The sequence below is a fragment of the Collinsella ureilytica genome, assembly GCF_019795105.1.
In the GTDB taxonomy this organism is placed as follows: domain Bacteria; phylum Actinomycetota; class Coriobacteriia; order Coriobacteriales; family Coriobacteriaceae; genus Collinsella; species Collinsella ureilytica.
The window spans coordinates 486590-504406 of record NZ_JAIMFO010000004.1 but is presented as its reverse complement, the minus strand read 5'-3'; the positions used below and the strand labels follow the sequence as shown (position 1 = coordinate 504406).

The 17817-nt window shown below is 52.0% G+C and carries 14 protein-coding genes; 13 read left to right on the top strand and 1 reads right to left on the bottom strand.

Annotated elements, in window-relative coordinates; genetic code table 11:
- The first annotated feature begins 109 nt into the window (after positions 1-109).
- The 6 genes from K6V98_RS02205 (at position 110) to groL (ending at position 8554) form a co-directional block, all read left to right on the top strand.
- A complete protein-coding gene (locus K6V98_RS02205; RefSeq protein WP_222198915.1) occupies positions 110-889 on the top strand; it encodes an ABC transporter ATP-binding protein in 780 nt (259 codons plus the stop codon).
- The gene (locus K6V98_RS02200; protein ID WP_222198914.1) at positions 879-3035 is read left to right on the top strand and encodes an ABC transporter permease; all 2157 of its coding nucleotides are present in this window, start codon (positions 879-881) and stop codon (positions 3033-3035) included. The genes K6V98_RS02205 and K6V98_RS02200 overlap by 11 nt, the downstream gene beginning before the upstream one ends.
- A gap of 757 nt (positions 3036-3792) precedes the next feature.
- A complete protein-coding gene (gene pflB / locus K6V98_RS02195; RefSeq protein WP_222198913.1) occupies positions 3793-5910 on the top strand; it encodes a formate C-acetyltransferase in 2118 nt (705 codons plus the stop codon).
- Between the two features lie 74 nt (positions 5911-5984).
- Positions 5985-6236, top strand: coding sequence for an autonomous glycyl radical cofactor GrcA3 (gene grcA3, locus K6V98_RS02190; RefSeq protein ID WP_222198912.1), 252 nt, complete (start codon positions 5985-5987; stop codon positions 6234-6236).
- A gap of 353 nt (positions 6237-6589) precedes the next feature.
- Positions 6590-6877, top strand: coding sequence for a co-chaperone GroES (gene groES, locus K6V98_RS02185; RefSeq protein ID WP_222198911.1), 288 nt, complete (start codon positions 6590-6592; stop codon positions 6875-6877).
- Positions 6878-6916: 39 nt separating this feature from the next.
- Entirely contained in the window at positions 6917-8554 is a 1638-nt protein-coding gene (groL, locus tag K6V98_RS02180) for a chaperonin GroEL (RefSeq protein WP_222198910.1), read from the top strand.
- A 444-nt stretch (positions 8555-8998) separates the two neighbouring features.
- Here the strand turns inward: groL and K6V98_RS02175 are convergent, their stop codons facing one another.
- A complete protein-coding gene (locus tag K6V98_RS02175) occupies positions 8999-9796 on the bottom strand; it encodes a mechanosensitive ion channel family protein (protein WP_222198909.1) in 798 nt (265 codons plus the stop codon).
- A gap of 194 nt (positions 9797-9990) precedes the next feature.
- On the opposite strand from K6V98_RS02175, the gene K6V98_RS02170 reads away from it, so the two are divergent.
- From K6V98_RS02170 to K6V98_RS02140, 7 genes are all read left to right on the top strand, one after another.
- A complete protein-coding gene (locus K6V98_RS02170; protein ID WP_222198908.1) occupies positions 9991-11010 on the top strand; it encodes an ABC transporter substrate-binding protein in 1020 nt (339 codons plus the stop codon).
- Between the two features lie 119 nt (positions 11011-11129).
- Complete coding sequence (locus K6V98_RS02165; protein WP_222198907.1) at positions 11130-12119, top strand: ABC transporter substrate-binding protein; 990 nt, start codon at positions 11130-11132, stop codon at positions 12117-12119.
- Positions 12120-12307: 188 nt separating this feature from the next.
- Positions 12308-13234, top strand: a complete 927-nt coding sequence (locus tag K6V98_RS02160) for an ABC transporter permease (protein WP_222199023.1) — start codon at positions 12308-12310, stop codon at positions 13232-13234.
- The gene (locus K6V98_RS02155) at positions 13227-14021 is read left to right on the top strand and encodes an ABC transporter ATP-binding protein (protein ID WP_222198906.1); all 795 of its coding nucleotides are present in this window, start codon (positions 13227-13229) and stop codon (positions 14019-14021) included. Before K6V98_RS02160 ends, K6V98_RS02155 begins: the two co-directional genes overlap by 8 nt.
- 24 nt (positions 14022-14045) lie before the next feature.
- Positions 14046-15842, top strand: coding sequence for a BglG family transcription antiterminator (locus K6V98_RS02150; protein WP_222198905.1), 1797 nt, complete (start codon positions 14046-14048; stop codon positions 15840-15842).
- A 110-nt stretch (positions 15843-15952) separates the two neighbouring features.
- Positions 15953-17029 (top strand): PTS transporter subunit EIIC, encoded by a 1077-nt coding sequence (locus tag K6V98_RS02145; RefSeq protein WP_222198904.1) that lies wholly within the window; start codon positions 15953-15955, stop codon positions 17027-17029.
- The gene (locus K6V98_RS02140) at positions 17014-17814 is read left to right on the top strand and encodes an MBL fold metallo-hydrolase (protein ID WP_222198903.1); all 801 of its coding nucleotides are present in this window, start codon (positions 17014-17016) and stop codon (positions 17812-17814) included. The genes K6V98_RS02145 and K6V98_RS02140 overlap by 16 nt, the downstream gene beginning before the upstream one ends.
- The last annotated feature ends 3 nt before the right edge of the window (positions 17815-17817 follow it).

Here is a 17817-nt window from a genome sequence, read left to right as displayed (position 1 = left end):
AGCAAGCTGTAAGCAGAATCGATGGCTGTACATCTTTGTCCCTGACAGTATGGAATGCGAAGATATCCGTATCTGGCGGCATGTCCGCTCAAAGAACCGGGAGGTACGCATGCAACAAGGGACGCATCCCGTGCTTGATGTACAGCATGTTGAGAAGGTGTTTGGCTCGCGCGGGGCAGTAACTCGTGCTCTTGATGACGTGTCATTTTCTATTGACTCCGGAGAGTTTGTGGCAATCATGGGACCTTCGGGTTCCGGCAAGTCTACGCTTTTGAATTGCGTGTCCACCATTGACTCGGTAACCAGTGGATCGGTGCATATCAATGGCGTAGACATTACAGCTTACCGCTCGGATCAACTCACGCGCTTTCGCCGCGAGCAACTGGGCTTTATCTTCCAAGATGCGAACCTGTTAGACACCTTGAGTATTCGCGAGAATATTGCCTTGCCGCTCACCATTGCTCGCGTTTCCCCGAAAGAGGTGCTTGCGCGCGTAGATGAGGTGGCTGAGCGCTTTGGCATTGCCCAGACCCTTGATCGCTATCCCTATCAGCTATCTGGAGGCCAGCAGCAACGAGCGGCAGCAGCGCGCGCTCTGATTACGAACCCTGCCATCATCATGGCAGATGAGCCCACCGGCTCGCTTGACTCAAAAAATGCTCGTCTGCTTCTTGAGAGCTTTGAGGCGATGAACAAAAAGGCGAGCGCTACGGTGCTGATGGTTACGCACGATAGTTTTGCCGCGAGCTATACCTCACGTGTGCTTATTATTCGCGATGGTCGACTTTTTACTGAGCTCCGTCGCGGAGATATCGATCGGCGTGCCTTCTTTGATCGCATCATGGAAGTTGTTGCCATGATGGGTGGGGAGGACTCCGATGCTTTGTAAGCTCGCATGGGGCAACGTTCGCCGGGCGGGCAGTGATTACCTCATTTACCTTTTGACGCTTACCATTGGCGTCGTCATGTTCTACGCATTTAATACGATTTCGTTGCAGATCAACTATACCGGCATCACGGATCAGAGTCTGGTGCCCTTCACTTCCAGCCTGATCGGTGGACTCACGATGTTTTTGGCGGTCGTCATGGGCTTTTTGATGGTCTACGCCAATAACTTCATCATGAAGCGCAGAAAGAAAGAGTTTGGTCTTTGCCAAGTACTCGGTATGACGCGCAGTCAGATCGCACGGATGATGACCTTAGAAACGCTTTTGGTTTCAGGTGTGGCTTTTGTTCTCGGCATTGTGCTTGGCATTGGCTTATCGCAGCTCATGACCCTACTGACTGCGGCTCTTTTTGGAACAACAATCGCAAGCTTCCATTTCTTTTTCTCTGTTCCGGCATTTTTCATCACGCTGATGTGCATGGCTGCGACCTTCCTTGTCACGCTTGTGTTTAATCTGCGCGTGGTTGCTCGCGCCAAGATTATCGACCTCATGAGTGCAAGCCGTCGCCACGAGCGTGTTCAGATCAGAAACCCCTGGATTGGTGCAATCGTCTTTATTGTGGGCGCGATTCTTGTGGGTATTGCCTACTCGCGTCTTTTGGCCGACGGCCTGCCCATCTATGGGAAGAGTGATGGTCTTGAGCGCTTCGCGGTGACGACTGCGATTGTTATCGTGGGTACCTTGCTTGTCTTTTTTGGCTTTTCGAGCTTGATGCTTCGAGCCCTTTCTTTTGTACGCGGACTTTATTGGCGCGGACTCACCATGTTCACGCTTCGCCAAATCTCGGCTAAGGTGAACACAGTTTCTATTTCTATGGCCGTGATCGCGATGGTGCTTTTCTTAGCTGCAACTTCCGTTTCGGGTGGCATGTCGATAGCGAGCTCGATGGCAGAGAGCGCTGAGCGTTCTACTCCTGCAGATTACTCGCGTGCCTTTATGTACCTTGATGCTCGTCATGCAGAGTCGCAGGTGGAGCAGGAGGGAGGTACGTATCCTTTCACGAAACACCCGATCGATCTCATGGCAGATACGCGGTATGAGCGACCTGATGGTACGGTCTTTGATCTTGCTAAGATTGCCGGTGATACGGTGCAGTTCGAGGTGTACTGTGCCATGCGTCAGGATAGTGAGAGTGGCATCCCAGAGCTGAGCTATGGGGGTTTGGCAAAGCAGGTGGGGGTAGACCTGCCCCCGGAGATGAAGTATTCCAACGTAGATGTTCTCGGCATTGACCTCATGCGTGAGAGTGACTATAACCGCTACCTTGCCTTTCGGGGTCTGCCCTCGGTTTCGGTTGGTAGGGATGGTTACATTCTTACCAGCGATGGTGGCGGTATTATGAATAGCGTTTACGATGAGGCGCTTAAGAAAAAGGAACCTATTGAGCTTTCGGGTCATCGCCTGCATCCGGTAAACGAGAAGATTGATGCAGCAACGAGTGTGTTCCACAATGCTCAGACGACCAATCCGGGAACGCTCATCGTGCCCGACGCAGTTATTGATAATTCAAACTATTGTTTGATGGAAAGCAATCTGCTCATGCGCTATCGCGATGGTATCACCACCAAGGAGGGGGACGACTACGTCGCGCAAGGCGCAGACGCTCCAGAGAGTGCCTTGACTGACATTGGATTTTGGACAAATGACGCAACACGCACCAGCATTGTTGAGTCTTCCGGCACCTTCAAAGGTCTCATTTCTTATCTGGCCCTCTACATTGGTTTTGTACTCGTGATTGCTTCTGCTGCGATTCTAGCGATCCAGCAGCTCTCGAATGTATCGGATACGGGGTCTGCTTATCGAGTGCTCTCTGAGATCGGCGTTGCCAGGCGGCAGGTTATGCGTTCAGTCCTTATCCAGCAGGCAGTTTTCTTCTTGCTGCCCCTCGTGGTAGCCACGGCGCACTCGTATGTAGCACTTAAGGTGGTGACACGGATCGCTCTTCTCTTTGGCGGTCTTTCCATTGCTGGAACGGTAGCTTTAACGCTTGGCATCTTTGTAACGGCTTATGGTGGGTACTTCCTCATTACCTACCTCACGAGTAGGAGAATCGTGCACGATGCTATCCGTGTGCGCCATACCTTATAGGATGTATTGCGCGGCTGGCACAGGCAGCGCGAGCACGTTGCCTGTGCTGGTACATGACTGTGGGATAGCGTGCCTCTGCTGAACGCGGAAAGCTTGCGCTCTAGAGCGTCCCTACTAAGTCCTTTTCTAAAAGATGCGCGCCTAAGATATGGAGGCAAGCACTAAAGGTGAACATGCAGGTGTCTCGCAGGCCTTAGAAAGTACTTTCGATACTTGCTCGCAGCTCACCATTCAACTAAAGTACTGGGGAAAGCAGGTGGCTCAGGATTCGCCCGGGGAATCGGATCCCGGCTCTGTCTCCAAGGCCTCCTGCTTTTTCTTTTTGCGCGAAGTTGAGCAAATGCTGATATGGCGTGAGGCTATCTGATGGAGTGGAGCGTTGCATCCACACAGAGGGCGTGAAAAATTCAGCGTACTCATACGTATATTCACACGTAAGTAGGCGAGGTTCGAATCCATCCGAGCCTCGCTTTTTCGTGACTCAGCTCACCCGAGGCGAATTTTTACCATGACCCTGTGGGGATAAAAAATGACAGTATCCGGTAAGCTGCTTGTCAAGAAAATAGCAGGGATAATCGGTGAACGGTACCGAATAAAAAGTAATCGAATGATATCATTTCCCGTACAGACTTCTGTCGGCGCCAAACTGCTTCTTTTTTTCGTTACAAAAAGACGGCTGCAGCGTCGGGTTCGGTTCATACGCGGGTTCGCAAGAGCGTTCCTCGCGTCAGGTGGCAACAAGGAGCGTGGTCACAGAATGCAGGAGGCATGGGACGGATTCGAGGGTGGCAATTGGGAGCAGGAGGTGGATGTCCGGGACTTTATCCAGCAGAACTACACCCCTTACGAGGGAGACGATTCCTTCCTCGCGCCCGCAACTTCGCGCACTGAGGAGCTTTGGGGCAATGTGCTCGATTTGCTCTTAAAGGAGCGCGAACAGGGCGGTGTTCTTGATATGGACACCAAGGTTATTACCGGCATTTGCAGCCATCCAGCTGGCTATATTGATGCGAAGCACCCCGAGAAGGAGACCATTGTTGGCCTCCAAACCGATAAGCCGCTCAAGCGCGCCTTGCACGTAAACGGCGGTATTCGTATTTCTGTGCAGGCAGCAGCTCAGCACGGATACGAGATTGATAAAGACGTGGTAGAGACATACACCACGCGCCGTAAGACCCACAACGCCGGTGTCTTCGATGTATATACCGACGAGATGCGTGCCTGCCGCTCGGCGCATATCATCACGGGTCTTCCCGACGGGTATGGCCGTGGCCGTATTATTGGCGACTATCGTCGCGTTGCACTCTATGGTGTTGATCACCTGATTGAGGACAAGAAGGCTCAGAAGGCCTCCACGCCCGTTGTGATGAACGAAGAGAATATTCGCGATCGCGAGGAGCTACAAGAGCAGATTCGCGCCTTGGGCGAGCTGAAGGAAATGGCTCAGCTCTATGGCTTTGATATTTCTGCTCCGGCAACCAACACGCAAGAGGCCATTCAGTGGATGTACTTTGCCTATCTTGCTGCAACCAAGGAGCAAAATGGTGCCGCTATGTCCATTGGACGCACCAGCACCTTTATTGATATCTATGCTGAGCGCGACCTTGCTCGTGGCACCTTTACCGAGGAGCAGATCCAGGAGTTCATCGATCACTTCATCATGAAGCTTCGCATGGTTAAGTTCGCTCGTACCCCCGAGTATCAGGCGCTCTTCACCGGCGACCCGCAGTGGGTAACCGAGGCGATTGGTGGCATGGGAGTAGATGGACGTACCCTCGTTACTAAGACGAGCTTCCGGTATCTGCACACGCTTGAGACCATGGGCACCTCGCCTGAGCCAAACCTCACGGTGCTTTGGAGCACCAGGCTTCCCCAGAACTTCAAAGAGTTTTGCGCCAAGACCTCAATTGCCAGCTCGTCCATCCAGTATGAGAATGACGATCTGATGCGCGCCTATCACGGGGACGATTACGCTATTGCGTGCTGCGTGTCTTCCATGCGTGTTGGCAAGGAGATGCAGTTCTTTGGTGCCCGCGCTAACTTGGCAAAGTGCTTGCTTTATGCTTTGAACGGTGGCGTGGATGAGGTTTCCAAGAAGCAGGTTGGTCCGAAGTATCGCGTGGTTGAGGGCGATACCCTCGATTTTGACGATGTAATGGCCAAGTATAACGACATGATGAAGTGGCTTGCTGGCGTGTATGTAAACTCGCTGAACATCATCCACTATATGCATGACAAGTACTGCTACGAGCGCATCCAGATGGCTCTGCACGACAAGCACGTGCATCGCTGGTTTGCTACTGGCATTGCTGGCCTGTCTGTTGTGGCAGACTCACTCTCTGCAATTAAGTACGCCAAGGTGCATCCCGTTCGCGATGAGGATGGCGTGATTGTAGACTTTGAAATTGAGGGCGATTTCCCCAAGTACGGCAATGATGATGATCGGGTTGATTCCTTGGCCCACGACATTGTCCACCGCTTCATGGAGTATATCCGCATGAACGGAACCTACCGTGATTCGGTGCCTACGACTTCGGTGCTGACCATCACCTCAAACGTGGTGTACGGTAAAAAGACCGGCGCTACGCCTGATGGCCGCGCAGCTGGCGTGCCATTTGCACCGGGTGCCAATCCCATGCACAAGCGCGATAGCCACGGCGCTATTGCTTCTCTGTCCTCTGTTTCCAAGCTTCCGTTCCGCGATGCTCAAGATGGTATTTCCAATACCTTCTCTATTGTGCCGGGAGCCTTGGGTAAAGACGGCGAGGTTATGTTTAACGAGATCGATCTGGATGATATTGTCTTCGAGAATCCGGTTGACTGCGCCTGTTGTGCTGATGCCTCAGCTCCTGAGGGTGCGGTAGACGGCAAGTAGTTGTTGGTTGGTTGATTGTTTTGTACGGGAGCTGCGCCTCATGCGCGCAGTTCCCAACCTAAAAGGAGGAACTCATGAAGGTTAGCGATGTACCCCAGGCTCAAGCTGATAACCTCGTTGGTATGCTCGATGCATATGCCGAGAAGGGTGGTCACCATCTGAACGTCAACGTCTTTAACCGCGATACCCTGCTGGATGCCCAGGCTCATCCAGAGAAGTATCCGCAGCTTACGATCCGCGTGAGTGGTTACGCTGTGAACTTCCATACGCTTACTCGCGAGCAGCAGGATGAGGTCATCTCTCGTACCTTCCACGAGAGCATGTAGTTAGAGGGCAAAGTTTCGCTCTCTTGGCCTAGTAGCTGTATGCGCAAGACGTTTGCTTAGTGAGTACGCACGGATACGTGTTTAGAAAAGGGTTGGGATGTATGTCCCAGCCCTTTTCCTTAGGTTTCTGTGGCTCACACAGCTGCACTCGTTTGCACTCAGGAGTACAGCCCAGACAGACCTTCTCAGTCTTTGCTACCTATATAGAATATCATCATAAAATCTAAGTGCTGATATTTAGATTTTTTGATGTTGCGTTGTATAGCTCTGAGCCGATGGGTACTATTCACACCGTACGTACGAGTGATCGGTGCGGGCAGCACGTGCCCGACCCATCGATGAAGGAGGAACCCATGAGTCTTAAGCCTCTCGCAGATCGCGTTCTGGTCAAGCCTGATGCCGCCGAGCAGAAAACGGCATCTGGTCTGTATATCGCCAGCAACGCACAGGAGAAGCCTCAGCGCGGAACTGTTGTTGCCGTGGGCGAGGGCAAGCGTGCCGAGAATGGTGAGCGCATTCCTGTTGATGTTAAGGCCGGCGACGTGGTGATTTACGGCAAGTTTGGCGGTAATGAGATTAAGGTCGACGGTGAGGATTATCTCCTCATGCGCGCCGATGACATTTACGCAGTGGTTGAGTAAGGAAAAGAATCCAGCTCATATTTGGAGGATTTGAAAACTATGGCAAAGAACATTGTTTTTAACACCGATGCCCGCGCAAAGCTTGCTAAGGGCGTCAATACGTTGGCAGATGCCGTAACCGTTACGATGGGTCCGAAGGGTCGCTATGTTGCCCTGCAGCGCTCCTATGGTGCCCCGACCATCACCAACGATGGTGTCTCTGTTGCTCGTGAGATTGAGCTTGAGGACAATATTGAGAACATGGGTGCTCAGCTGGTAAAAGAAGTTGCCACCAAGACCAACGACACCGTTGGTGACGGCACCACCACCGCTACCCTGCTTGCTCAGGCTATTGTGAATGACGGTCTGCGCAATGTTGCTGCTGGCGCAAACCCGCTGGCCATTCGTCGCGGTATTGATAAGGCTGTTACCGCCGCTGTTGAGGCTATGAAGGTTGCCGCTCGCCCGGTTGAGACCAAAGAGCAGATCGCCTCTGTGGGTACCATCTCTGCAGGGGATCCCGAGGTGGGCAACAAGATTGCCGAGGCCATGGACGTTGTTGGCAAAGACGGCGTGATCACCGTTGAAGACGGCCAGACCTTTGATATTCAGATTGATACCGTTGAGGGCATGCAGTTCGACAAGGGCTATGTGTCTGCCTACTTCGTGACTGATAATGATCGCATGGAGGCTGTGATGCGGGATCCGTATATCCTCATCACCGACCAGAAGGTCTCCAACGTGCAAGACATTATGCCGGTGCTTGAGGCAGTGTCTCGCGCTGGTAAGGGTCTGCTCATCATTGCTGAGGATATTGATGGAGAGGCTTTGCCGACCCTCGTACTCAACAAGATCCGTGGTGCCCTCAATGTCTGCGCGGTAAAGGCTCCGGGCTATGGTGATCGCCGCAAGCGTATGCTCGAGGATATTGCTGCTCTGACTGGCGGCCAGGCTGCCCTGGATGAGCTGGGCATTAAGGTTGCAGATATTACTGCAGAGATGCTCGGTACGGCTAAGTCGGTAACCGTTACCAAGGACTACACCACCATTGTTGATGGTGCTGGCGAGAAGAGCGCGATCGACGCTCGCGTTGCCGCTATCAAGGCCGAGATTGAGCACACCGATTCTGACTTTGACCGCGAGAAGCTTCAGGAGCGTTTGGCTAAGCTTTCTGGCGGCGTTGCCGTGCTGAAGGTTGGTGCTGCAACTGAGACTGAGCTCAAGGAGATCAAGCACCGCGTAGAGGATGCCTTGCAGGCTACCCGCGCTGCAGTTGAGGAGGGCATTGTTGCCGGCGGCGGCGTTGCCTTCATGGACGTTGAGGATGCCCTCGACAAGATTGAGATCATCGATCCCGAGGAGCAGATTGGTATCGAGATCGTTAAGAAGGCGTTGACTGCTCCGGTTGCAACCATTGCGAAGAACGCCGGTTTTGAGGGCGCTGTTGTGGTTGATAAGGTTCGTGAGCTGCCAGCTGGCCAGGGCTTGAACTCTGCAAATGGTGAGTGGGGCGACATGATTGAGATGGGCGTGCTTGACCCGGTGAAGGTTACGCGCACCACGCTTCAGAATGCCGCATCGGTGGCAAGCTTGATCCTCATCACTGAGGCTACGGTAACCGATGTTCCTAAGAACACCCAGCTTGAGGATGCTATTGCTGCTGCCACTGCTGGCCAGCAGGGCGGTGGCATGTACTAAGACACGCGCTGTCTTGGCTCTGTAAGGTGAGGGCTTCAGGTTCGAGTGTAAGAGAGTCTGAAGTCTCACCGCCTGAGAGCACGCTTGCTTTAGGCGTTCTCGCTGCGGCTCGGCTGTGAGCTCGATGTGTAGCTCGCACGTCCTCGGCCGTAGTTTTTAAGACCCGCAGGGTCTTCTTGTAAGAGGAGAGGGATCGATGTTCCCGCCTGTTATAGGAAGGCCAGCGGGTCTTTTTTTGTTTGGGCGCGGCTTGCGGTTGCGTGAGACTCTGCCTGTGCGCACCTCATACCTGCGAGCACTCCGCAGTTGCTCGAGACTCTGCCTGTGCGCGCTCATACCTGCGCACGTCCCGCATCTGCGCGAAGCCTTGCCCGGCGCTCCGCACTCGCGCATTCCGCATCTATTTGTACTCGCGTCTGTATGCACATCACGCTTGTACGCGCGTCACGCCTTGGCTGAAACCTCGTGCAACGTGCTCGCAATGGCTCTCACGGCAGCGTCTGTTGCAGCGGCTCGTCGCTCCGGGGCGTGAATGAACAAAATGAGAGAGCCAGTAATCCAGTCGCGTGTGATCTCAGAAAAGATCACGCGCGGCTCTTTTTCTAAAGAGCTTATTGGTTCCACTGCTCGAGATACTGCTTCAGCAAGGTTACCGGCAAACTCATCAATTCCTGCCTCAGCGTGGCTGGTGCGATCAAGCGGGATTGAGATGGGAATCTTTACCATATTTGCTTGAGGGATGCGCACCAGTACCGAAGAGGCAATCATAGCGTTGGGCACAATTACGGTTCGTCCTTCGCGGTTTCGAATCGTTGTATGCCTCCACGTTACGTCTTGTACCGTTCCTGATACGAGTCCGACCTCAATATCGTCTCCTGGTTTGACCAGGCCGGTAAACGTAATAGTAATCCCGCTAATTAGATTAGAGAGGGTATTTTGAAAGCCCAGCGAAACCGCAAGTCCTCCAATACCTAAGGCGGCAACAAGGGCGTTCGCACTGATTCCAAAACAGCTATCGAGAATGATGCTGCCGCTGGTTGCCCAGATTGCTACACGAGCAATATTTACGATGATGGTCGAGGTTGGGAGCTGATTGTCTTTGCGCCAAAGCAGATGGCGGAGTGCGCGTGCGGAAAGGCGAGAGAGTATGAGGGTGGCAAGTACGAGGCCTGCGGCAATGAGGACATTGTGCCCCCAGGGCATGTTTTGGATGGGATGAAATTGTGCGGTTCCGCTTTGCATACAGCCTCCTTTTTGTATGTGCGTGCGTACAGGTAGATCATCATACGCGCAGATGCGCGCCTGCACTCAACAAGATGCGCGTTTCTATGTAACGAACGGGTAACAAAAGCCCATATAACTGGCAGGGTCGTTCGTAATGAGCGCCCGGCGGCGTACACTTCCCTCTTAGATGATTCTATGAGAAAGGCCTTGCCATGTTCGAGTTGTACGATCGACCTTGTACCCGCCGTGCTGCGCTGAGGTATGCCTTTGCCGGTGTGGCGGCTGTGGCAGGCCTGGGGCTTTCTGGCTGTGGAGGCACTTCTTCTGAAGGGTCAGCGCTTGGCGCGGGCACGAAGGCAGTCAAGATCGGCGTACTTCAGCTGGTTGAGCATGCAGCGCTGGATGCATCAAATAAAGGCTTTGTCGCTGCCCTTGATGCATCGGGGCTTTCTTATGAGATTGACCAGCAAAATGCCCAGGGTGACCAGTCTGCTTGCCAAACCATTGCACATAAGTTTGTGAGTGACGGAGACACTCTCATTTTTGCGATTGCAACTCCTGCTGCTCAGGCCGTGGCCAGCGCCACATCTGAGATTCCTATTGTGGGAACGGCGATTACGGACTTTGCAGCAGCAGGTCTTGTTGAAAGTAACGAAAAGCCGGGTGGCAATATTACAGGCAGCTCAGACCTCACACCAGTGGATGACCAGATTGATCTTTTGGTACGTACTCTTCCCAAGGCTCGCCAGGTAGGGCTTTTGTATTGCACGGCAGAGGCAAACTCACAGATTCAAATTGAGATGGCTGAGCGTGCCTTAGACGCAAGAGGCATTGGCCACACTCGCTATACCGTAGCCAGCTCAAACGAAATCCAGCAGGTGGTAGAGTCTGCCGTTGGCAAGGTAGATGCGCTGTATGCGCCTACTGATAATACGATTGCTGCCGGTATGGCAACGGTAGCCATGGTTGCAAAAGAGAACCGCATTCCTACGGTGGTGGGCTGTGACACCATGGTTAAAGACGGTGGTATGATGAGCTACTCAATTAACTATGAGGATCTTGGTCGTAAGGCCGGTGAGATGGCCGTCAAGATTCTTACTGGTAAGGCCACGCCTGCTGAGATGCCAATTGAGACCTTGAGTGCCAGCGAGTGCAAACTCATTGTAAATGCCGCTATGGCAGAGGCTTGCGGCGTGGATATCTCGGGGCTTTCGGCAGATATTACGGTGTAGTACGCCTCGTTTGAGCTATTTGAGTCCTGCTCGTATGAGCGCTTTGGCGCTTGCATCTGAGCAGGTAAAAGGAGAAAAGCGGACATATGCGCCGCATACGAAAGGAAGGACAGATCCCTATGCAGGACCGTACTATCTCTCGCCGGAGTGCTCTGGCTCTTGCTGGCGCGGGTATTGTAGCTGGGCTTGGCCTTGTTGGCTGCGGGGGCGCTTCTGCTCCTTCAGGCTCGGGTACCAGCTCGTCTACGTACAAGATTGGCATCTTACAGCTCACTGAGCATCCAGCACTTGATGCAGCGAATAAGGGTTTCATTCGCGCTTTGGATGCCTCGGGCATTTCCTACACGGCTGACCAGCAAAATGCGCAAAATGACCAGTCTGCTTGTCAGACTATTGCTGCAAAGTTTGCTGGTGACGGTGACGATTTGATCTTTGCCATTGCTACTCCGGCAGCTCAGGCAGCTGCTGGAGCAACTTCAGAGATTCCCATTGTGGGAACCGCGATTACCGACTTTGTAGAGGCAGGCCTTGCTGAAGCGAGCGATCGACCAGGTAAAAATGTTACGGGCACATCTGATCTTTCTCCGGTGGCCGAGCAGCTCGATCTTATGAAAAAGGTGTTGCCTGAGGTGAAGCTCGTTGGCATTTTGTACAGTACCGCCGAGGCCAACTCGGCAGTTCAGGTGAAGGCTGCAGAAGATGAGCTTGAGCGTCTAGGCATTGCATCAAAGCGCTTTGGTGTTTCGAGCTCCAATGAAATCCAGTCCATGATGGAGGCAGCAGTTGGCGAGGTAGACGCTGTGTATGCGCCTACCGACAATACGGTTTCTTCGAGCATGGCTCAAGTTGCCCAGATTGCGCGCGATGCAAAGGTTCCGGTTATTTGTGGCGAGGAAGCTCAAGTTGATGCCGGTGGCCTTTTCTCACTCTCGGTGAGCTATGAAGAGCTGGGCTATAAGGCTGGCGAGATGGCTGTTAAAATCTTGACCGGTAAAGCCAAGCCAGCAGAGTTACCCATTGAGCATATGGCTGCAGATGAGCTCAAGGTTGTTTCTAATAAAGAGACGGCCGATGCGCTGAATGTGGATCTCTCTGCGCTCAAGGCGTAAGCATCGTTTGCTTGTTCGAGCCGCTTGAGCCTGCTTCGTACGCGTGGGGCTTGGTAAGGCTCGTCCATGCTCGCATGCGCTGCTTTAGCTTTGTAGCCTCTGAAGAGTTGGTCTGGCTGCGGCTTTTTGTGTGCTTGCGAGCTTGTGTTGAGCTTGTAAACTGTGTGTTTGAACTATTGGAGGACGTTATGCTCTTAGCCCTGCAGGGCGCTATTTCTCAGGGAATTCTCTGGGGCATCATGGTGCTCGGGGTGTTTATCACCTTTAAGCTGCTCGATATTCCCGATCTTACGGTGGATGGCAGCTTTGCGCTTGGTGGTTGCGTGTGCGCCGTGTTGGTTGTGGGCTTTGGTGCCGACCCGCTCGTGGCAATCCTTGCAGCCACACTTGCTGGAGCCCTAGCAGGTGCGATTACCGGCTTTTTGCATACCGTCTTTGAGATCCCGGCTATTCTCGCGGGCATTTTGACGCAGATCTCACTTTGGTCGATTAATCTGCGCGTGATGGGCAAATCCAACACGCCCATTCTTGCCAATGAGACGGTATTTAGCCGTCTCTCAGAAATTGCTGGAGTTTCCCAAAGCACGGCGGCAACGATTATTGGTGTTGCGGTTGCCGTAGGCATGATCGCGTTGCTCTATTGGTTTTTTGGCACTGAGATCGGTAGTGCCCTGCGCGCTACCGGCAATAACGAGGATATGATTCGCGCCCTTGGTGTGAATACCAAGGTAACGAAGATGGTCGCCTTGACGCTCTCAAACGCGCTGGTAGGCCTTTCGGGTGGTCTCATTTGTCAGAGCCAAAAGTATGCTGATATTGGCATGGGAACTGGCGCGATTGTGATCGGTCTTGCAGCCATTGTAATCGGCGAGGTCTTGTCTCGACTCTTGCCGCATCGCTTTACCTCAAGCTTTTTTGCCCGTCTTACGGCAGCTGTTATTGGCTCGGCCGTGTATTTCTTGATTCGTGCCATCGTCTTACAGATGGGCATGAACGCAAATGATATGAAACTCCTTTCTGCCATCATTGTTGCTCTGGCTCTCTGCATCCCGGTTGTGTGGGAGCGCTTTAAGTTGCGCCGGAGCTACACGAAAGGCGGTGAGGCAGATGCTTAAGCTTACGAATGTTAAAAAAACCTTCAACCGTGGCACGGTCACAGAGAAGCGCGCACTTACCGGCGTCGATCTCACGCTTGCAGATGGGGACTTTGTAACGGTCATTGGTGGTAACGGTGCAGGAAAATCTACCTTGCTCAATATGATTGCCGGTGTTTATCCAATCGATTCTGGCGTCATTGAGCTTGATGGTAAGGATATCTCCCGCCTTTCGGAGTCTGCCCGCGCTCGTTATCTTGGTCGTGTATTTCAAGATCCCATGCGCGGTACTGCGGCAGACATGTGGATTGAGGAAAACTTGGCACTTGCCCGCCGCCGTGGGCAACGCCGTGGTCTTGCCTGGGGCATCTCTTCTCAGGAGCGCGAGGAGTATCCCGGTCTTTTAGCCTCTCTTGATCTGGGGTTGGAGAATCGGATGCGCGCTAAGGTGGGGCTGCTGTCGGGCGGCCAGCGCCAGGCACTCACCTTGCTGATGGCCACCCTTACGGATCCGCGTGTGTTATTGCTTGATGAGCATACAGCAGCGCTTGATCCCAAGACTGCTTCTAAGGTGCTGGCACTTACCAAGGAGCTGGTGGAGAGCAGAGGGCTTACCACCATTATGGTGACCCACAATATGAATGACGCGATTAGGCTTGGTAATCGCCTCATTATGATGCACGAGGGCTCAATCATCTACGATGTGTCGGGGGCAGAAAAGGCAGCTCTTACGGTCTCTGAGCTTTTGCAAAAGTTTGAAGAGGTCTCTGGCGGCGAGCTTGCAAACGACCGCATGCTGCTTGGTTAGTGAGGCAGGAGAGCGGGCAGTAACGTGAGAGAGCGCAGACAGCGGGTTCTCGCTTATGTGAGTGGTTGTCGCGGATGGGTTCTTGGCAAACACATCGCTCGAGCCTTTGGCGTAAGTCTGCGAACTGTTCAGACAGACATTGCCCGCATCAATGCTGAGAGCGGCGTGGTGCGAATTGAATCGAATCGTCGTCTTGGCTATCGTTTGTGCCAGCCGCTTGCTGATCTTCCTGAACATGAGCTTGCTCGATTAGAAGATCTTGCAGGGGAGGGTGCTTCCTATCTGCTTGAATGCCAGATCATCATGGTTTTGCTTTTTGCAGATGACTGGCTGGGAATGGAAGAAATTGGTAAAAGACTTTTCACCTCTCGTTCTTCGGTTGCTGCTCGTCTTCCACGAGTAAAGCGCATTGTTCCAAGAACAAAAGGTGCTCGCCTTGTTAGCAGGCCGGGCTATGGGATCAAACTTGAGGCAGACGAGGCAGCTGCTCGATCTCTTTGCATGAAAATACTAGGTACACAATTTGATCCAACGCTTCTCGTAGGAATTGGTGAGTTTGACGGACTTACAAGGGACGTTGCCCAGCTCGAACGTGTGCTGATTGGTGTGTTAGTGAAACATAGCCTGAGGCTGACTGGGGCAGGAGTAGCCTCGCTAGTTGCCTGTATTGCTGTGGCTATCTTGCGATCGTGTTTTGGATTTTGCCTTCCAAATAAAGTAGTTGAGACACAAGAGCCTGCGCTCATTACAGATATTCGAAAGGCAATTTTTTCGAGCATAGGTTATGTATTAAGCAGTGCTGAGTGTCAGCAATTAGAAGAGCTCTTGAGCGGGTTCGGATCAATTCCGACGGCTGACGCGCAGGTCTCGTTTGACTCAGATATGCTGATGCTCGCAGATCAGTTTAGTGATTTTTTGTCTGCCCAGCTTGGATCTCGTGTTGAGATGGACGAAGACATACGTACCGCCTTTGCCCTCCATCTCAAAAGGCTGAAAAATAGGTTGTGCACAGGAATGGTCTGGTATGGCCGAAAAACAGGAGAGCTCTTTCGATCACAGGTGTTTGCCGTACATGTGCTTCGTATCTTTTTGGATCATGCATTTGAAGAGCGCGTGCCAGACGCAGAGCTTGGATATCTCGTTCCCTATGTAACTGAGCTGCTTGAGGCGTATGCAGAGCCCATTCGCGTATTGATGATTACAGAAAATGGTGCGGCAGAGAGTTTGCGGTTGCAGCGAGTGATTCGACGAATGCTTTCACCAGCACCCACATCAGTTTCCTGTATGACTGAAGCTTGGCTACAAGAACTTGGGTCTCACGTATGTGAGGACTACGACATTGTTGTTGCAACCGATCCCAGGCATGCCCTGTCAATACCAGAGGCAATCCTTGTGAGCGATAGGGTGAGTTCTGATTTGTCGGACGAGCTTCTACAACATTTGACGCACGCTCGAGAGCGAGTACACACAAGCAGGCGAGCTGAGCAGGCAAGGCGTTATCCGGTGCAAACGCCGCCGAAAAGCGCGGCTCTCGCCATCATTAAAGCTTGTGCCAAAAATGATAATGCAGCTATCGTCCAAGCACTGGCGGGTCTATGCCATGTACTTCCTGATGACCTCTCAGTAGAAGTACTTGGGGAACATGATATGTGTATTGTTGCCAGCACTACTTTGAACCACACGTTCATGTATCGAATTTGTCCTGCTCTGACGTTTCGGGGGAAGCATATAGAACGAGTGTGGATCGTGATCTATGAGCGAGGAAAAGACGTATATTCACTTTTCTCATACGTCTCTGAATTGCTTCAATCGTATCGATAGTTTCGCTTCTACTCCTGCATTTTCTTGCTCTTCTCAGTATGAGCTGTAACGCACATACTACAAATACAGGCTTTAGGCTTGCCTGAAGGTAAAGAGGAGGAGATATAGCAATGGCGAAAGATTACAACGCACTCGCATGTGAGATTCTAAAAAATGTCGGAGGCGATGGTAATGTTGCGAAGCTCTTTCACTGTGCAACCCGTTTGCGCTTTACGTTAAACGATTCCAAGCAGGTTGATTTTGAACAGCTTAAAAAGAACCCGCATATTTTAGGCGTTGTGGAAGATGCAGCTGGAATTCAGCTTGTTATTGGCAATGATGTTACTCAGGTGTATCAGCCTTTACTGGATCAATATCCGCACTTTGCTGGTCATGAAAATGCAAAGCAGCAAAGCGAATCCTATAGTGGAAATCCAATATCTCGTCTGCTCAATATGCTCTCTGCAATTGTGGGGCCTGTTATTCCGTTGATCATGTGCAGCGGGCTCATTTCAGCGCTCTTGGTGATTCTTACACGCTGGGGAGGTCTTGATGCAGAGGGCTCAACGTATGCCCTGCTCAATATGGTTGGAACGGGAGCCTTATATTTTCTTCCGCTTCTGATTGCATACACCTCATCAAAGCGTTTTGGCTGCGACCCCATGATGAGTCTTTTTCTTGGGGCACTCTTAGTGGCTCCAACGCTCATTGATCTAGCTGGTAAGGGGGAGTTTGTAGATCTATTTGGCCTACCAGTAAAGACCGGTGGCTACGCTTCATCTTTAATTCCTGCGATTATAACAATCTGGGTTTTGAGCCATATTGAGCGGCTTGTTGCTCGAATTGTGCCCGAGGCAGTTCGGTTTGTTTTTCGCCCGCTTGTTTCGCTCATGATTATGGTTCCGATTACATTGTGTGTGACCGCGCCACTTGGTGGCTATGCGGGCACGCTTTTGATGGACGCAATTGCCGCAATTAATGCAGTTGCTCCGTGGGCAAGCGTTCTTATTGTGGGCTGCCTGACACCTGCCCTTGTACTTACCGGCATGCATCTTGCAATTATTCCGTTGGTTATGATGCTGTTCTCAACTGTTGATTATGACAACATGCTGTTCCCTGCGTTTATTGGAATGAATTTTTCTCAGTTTGGCGTAGCGATTCTGATCTCTATGTCATTACCGAGACAGATAGTGTGCACTGCTACCTGATAATTGGAAAAGAGCGCGCTCTCGTCTTTGATATTGGCTATGGCTATGAAGATATTCGCCCCTTGATACGAGAGCTTACTGATAAGCCATTACAACTTGTAGTAAGCCATGGAGACCCGGATCATAGTTTAGGGGCGAGTTGGTATGACGAAGTGGGAATCCATCCGCTTGATTTCGGAAAAATGCACGCAAATGATGCGGATGATCTCAAAAAACGCGCTGTTTCATATCGCATTGGCAAGCGCCCCGATCTTACAGATGAGATTGATCTTGCTGCCTTTTTGAATAGACACTTGAATCACGTGGTTCCAAAGTTTTTGCGCCATGGAGATCGAATTGAGTTGGGCGGTACCGACCTCGAAGTGGTTCATGTGCCTGGGCATAGTTACGGACATATCATGCTGTTAGATGCTGCGCGCAGGCGTTTGTTTTCAGGTGATGCGGTAACTGAGCATAACGTTTGGTATTTCCTTCCTGCAGATGAGCAAGCTCCGTTTTCACTCGCGGTATCCGCTTTGCGAAATCTTTTGAAAAGAGCGCCTGAGATCCGAGAGATATATCCGGCGCATGACGTCTTCCCGCTCGGTGTAGAGGCAATTGCAGAGCAGATTGAGTGCCTTGAGGAAGATCTTCCAAAGACGTATCAGGATGATGTGCCATTTCACTCATTTATGGGCGACGGTTATCAGCATCGTTATAAATCGGTTGAGCTGATTTATTCAGATGAGCGGCTTGCTGAGTGGCTTGGTCATGATATCGACCGTAGTGCTGATTTGAAAACATAAAGA

Excerpts from the sequence above, each read along its gene's own strand:
- K6V98_RS02175 (WP_222198909.1), bottom strand. The coding sequence starts at position 9,796 with ATGCAAAGCGGAACCGCACAATTTCATCCCATCCAAAACATGCCCTGG.
- K6V98_RS02170 (WP_222198908.1), top strand. The coding sequence starts at position 9,991 with ATGTTCGAGTTGTACGATCGACCTTGTACCCGCCGTGCTGCGCTGAGG.
- K6V98_RS02155 (WP_222198906.1), top strand. The coding sequence starts at position 13,227 with ATGCTTAAGCTTACGAATGTTAAAAAAACCTTCAACCGTGGCACGGTC.
- groES (WP_222198911.1), top strand. The coding sequence starts at position 6,590 with ATGAGTCTTAAGCCTCTCGCAGATCGCGTTCTGGTCAAGCCTGATGCC.
- K6V98_RS02145 (WP_222198904.1), top strand. The coding sequence starts at position 15,953 with ATGGCGAAAGATTACAACGCACTCGCATGTGAGATTCTAAAAAATGTC.
- grcA3 (WP_222198912.1), top strand. The coding sequence starts at position 5,985 with ATGAAGGTTAGCGATGTACCCCAGGCTCAAGCTGATAACCTCGTTGGT.
- pflB (WP_222198913.1), top strand. The coding sequence starts at position 3,793 with ATGCAGGAGGCATGGGACGGATTCGAGGGTGGCAATTGGGAGCAGGAG.
- K6V98_RS02205 (WP_222198915.1), top strand. The coding sequence starts at position 110 with ATGCAACAAGGGACGCATCCCGTGCTTGATGTACAGCATGTTGAGAAG.
- K6V98_RS02160 (WP_222199023.1), top strand. The coding sequence starts at position 12,308 with ATGCTCTTAGCCCTGCAGGGCGCTATTTCTCAGGGAATTCTCTGGGGC.
- K6V98_RS02165 (WP_222198907.1), top strand. The coding sequence starts at position 11,130 with ATGCAGGACCGTACTATCTCTCGCCGGAGTGCTCTGGCTCTTGCTGGC.
- K6V98_RS02200 (WP_222198914.1), top strand. The coding sequence starts at position 879 with ATGCTTTGTAAGCTCGCATGGGGCAACGTTCGCCGGGCGGGCAGTGAT.
- groL (WP_222198910.1), top strand. The coding sequence starts at position 6,917 with ATGGCAAAGAACATTGTTTTTAACACCGATGCCCGCGCAAAGCTTGCT.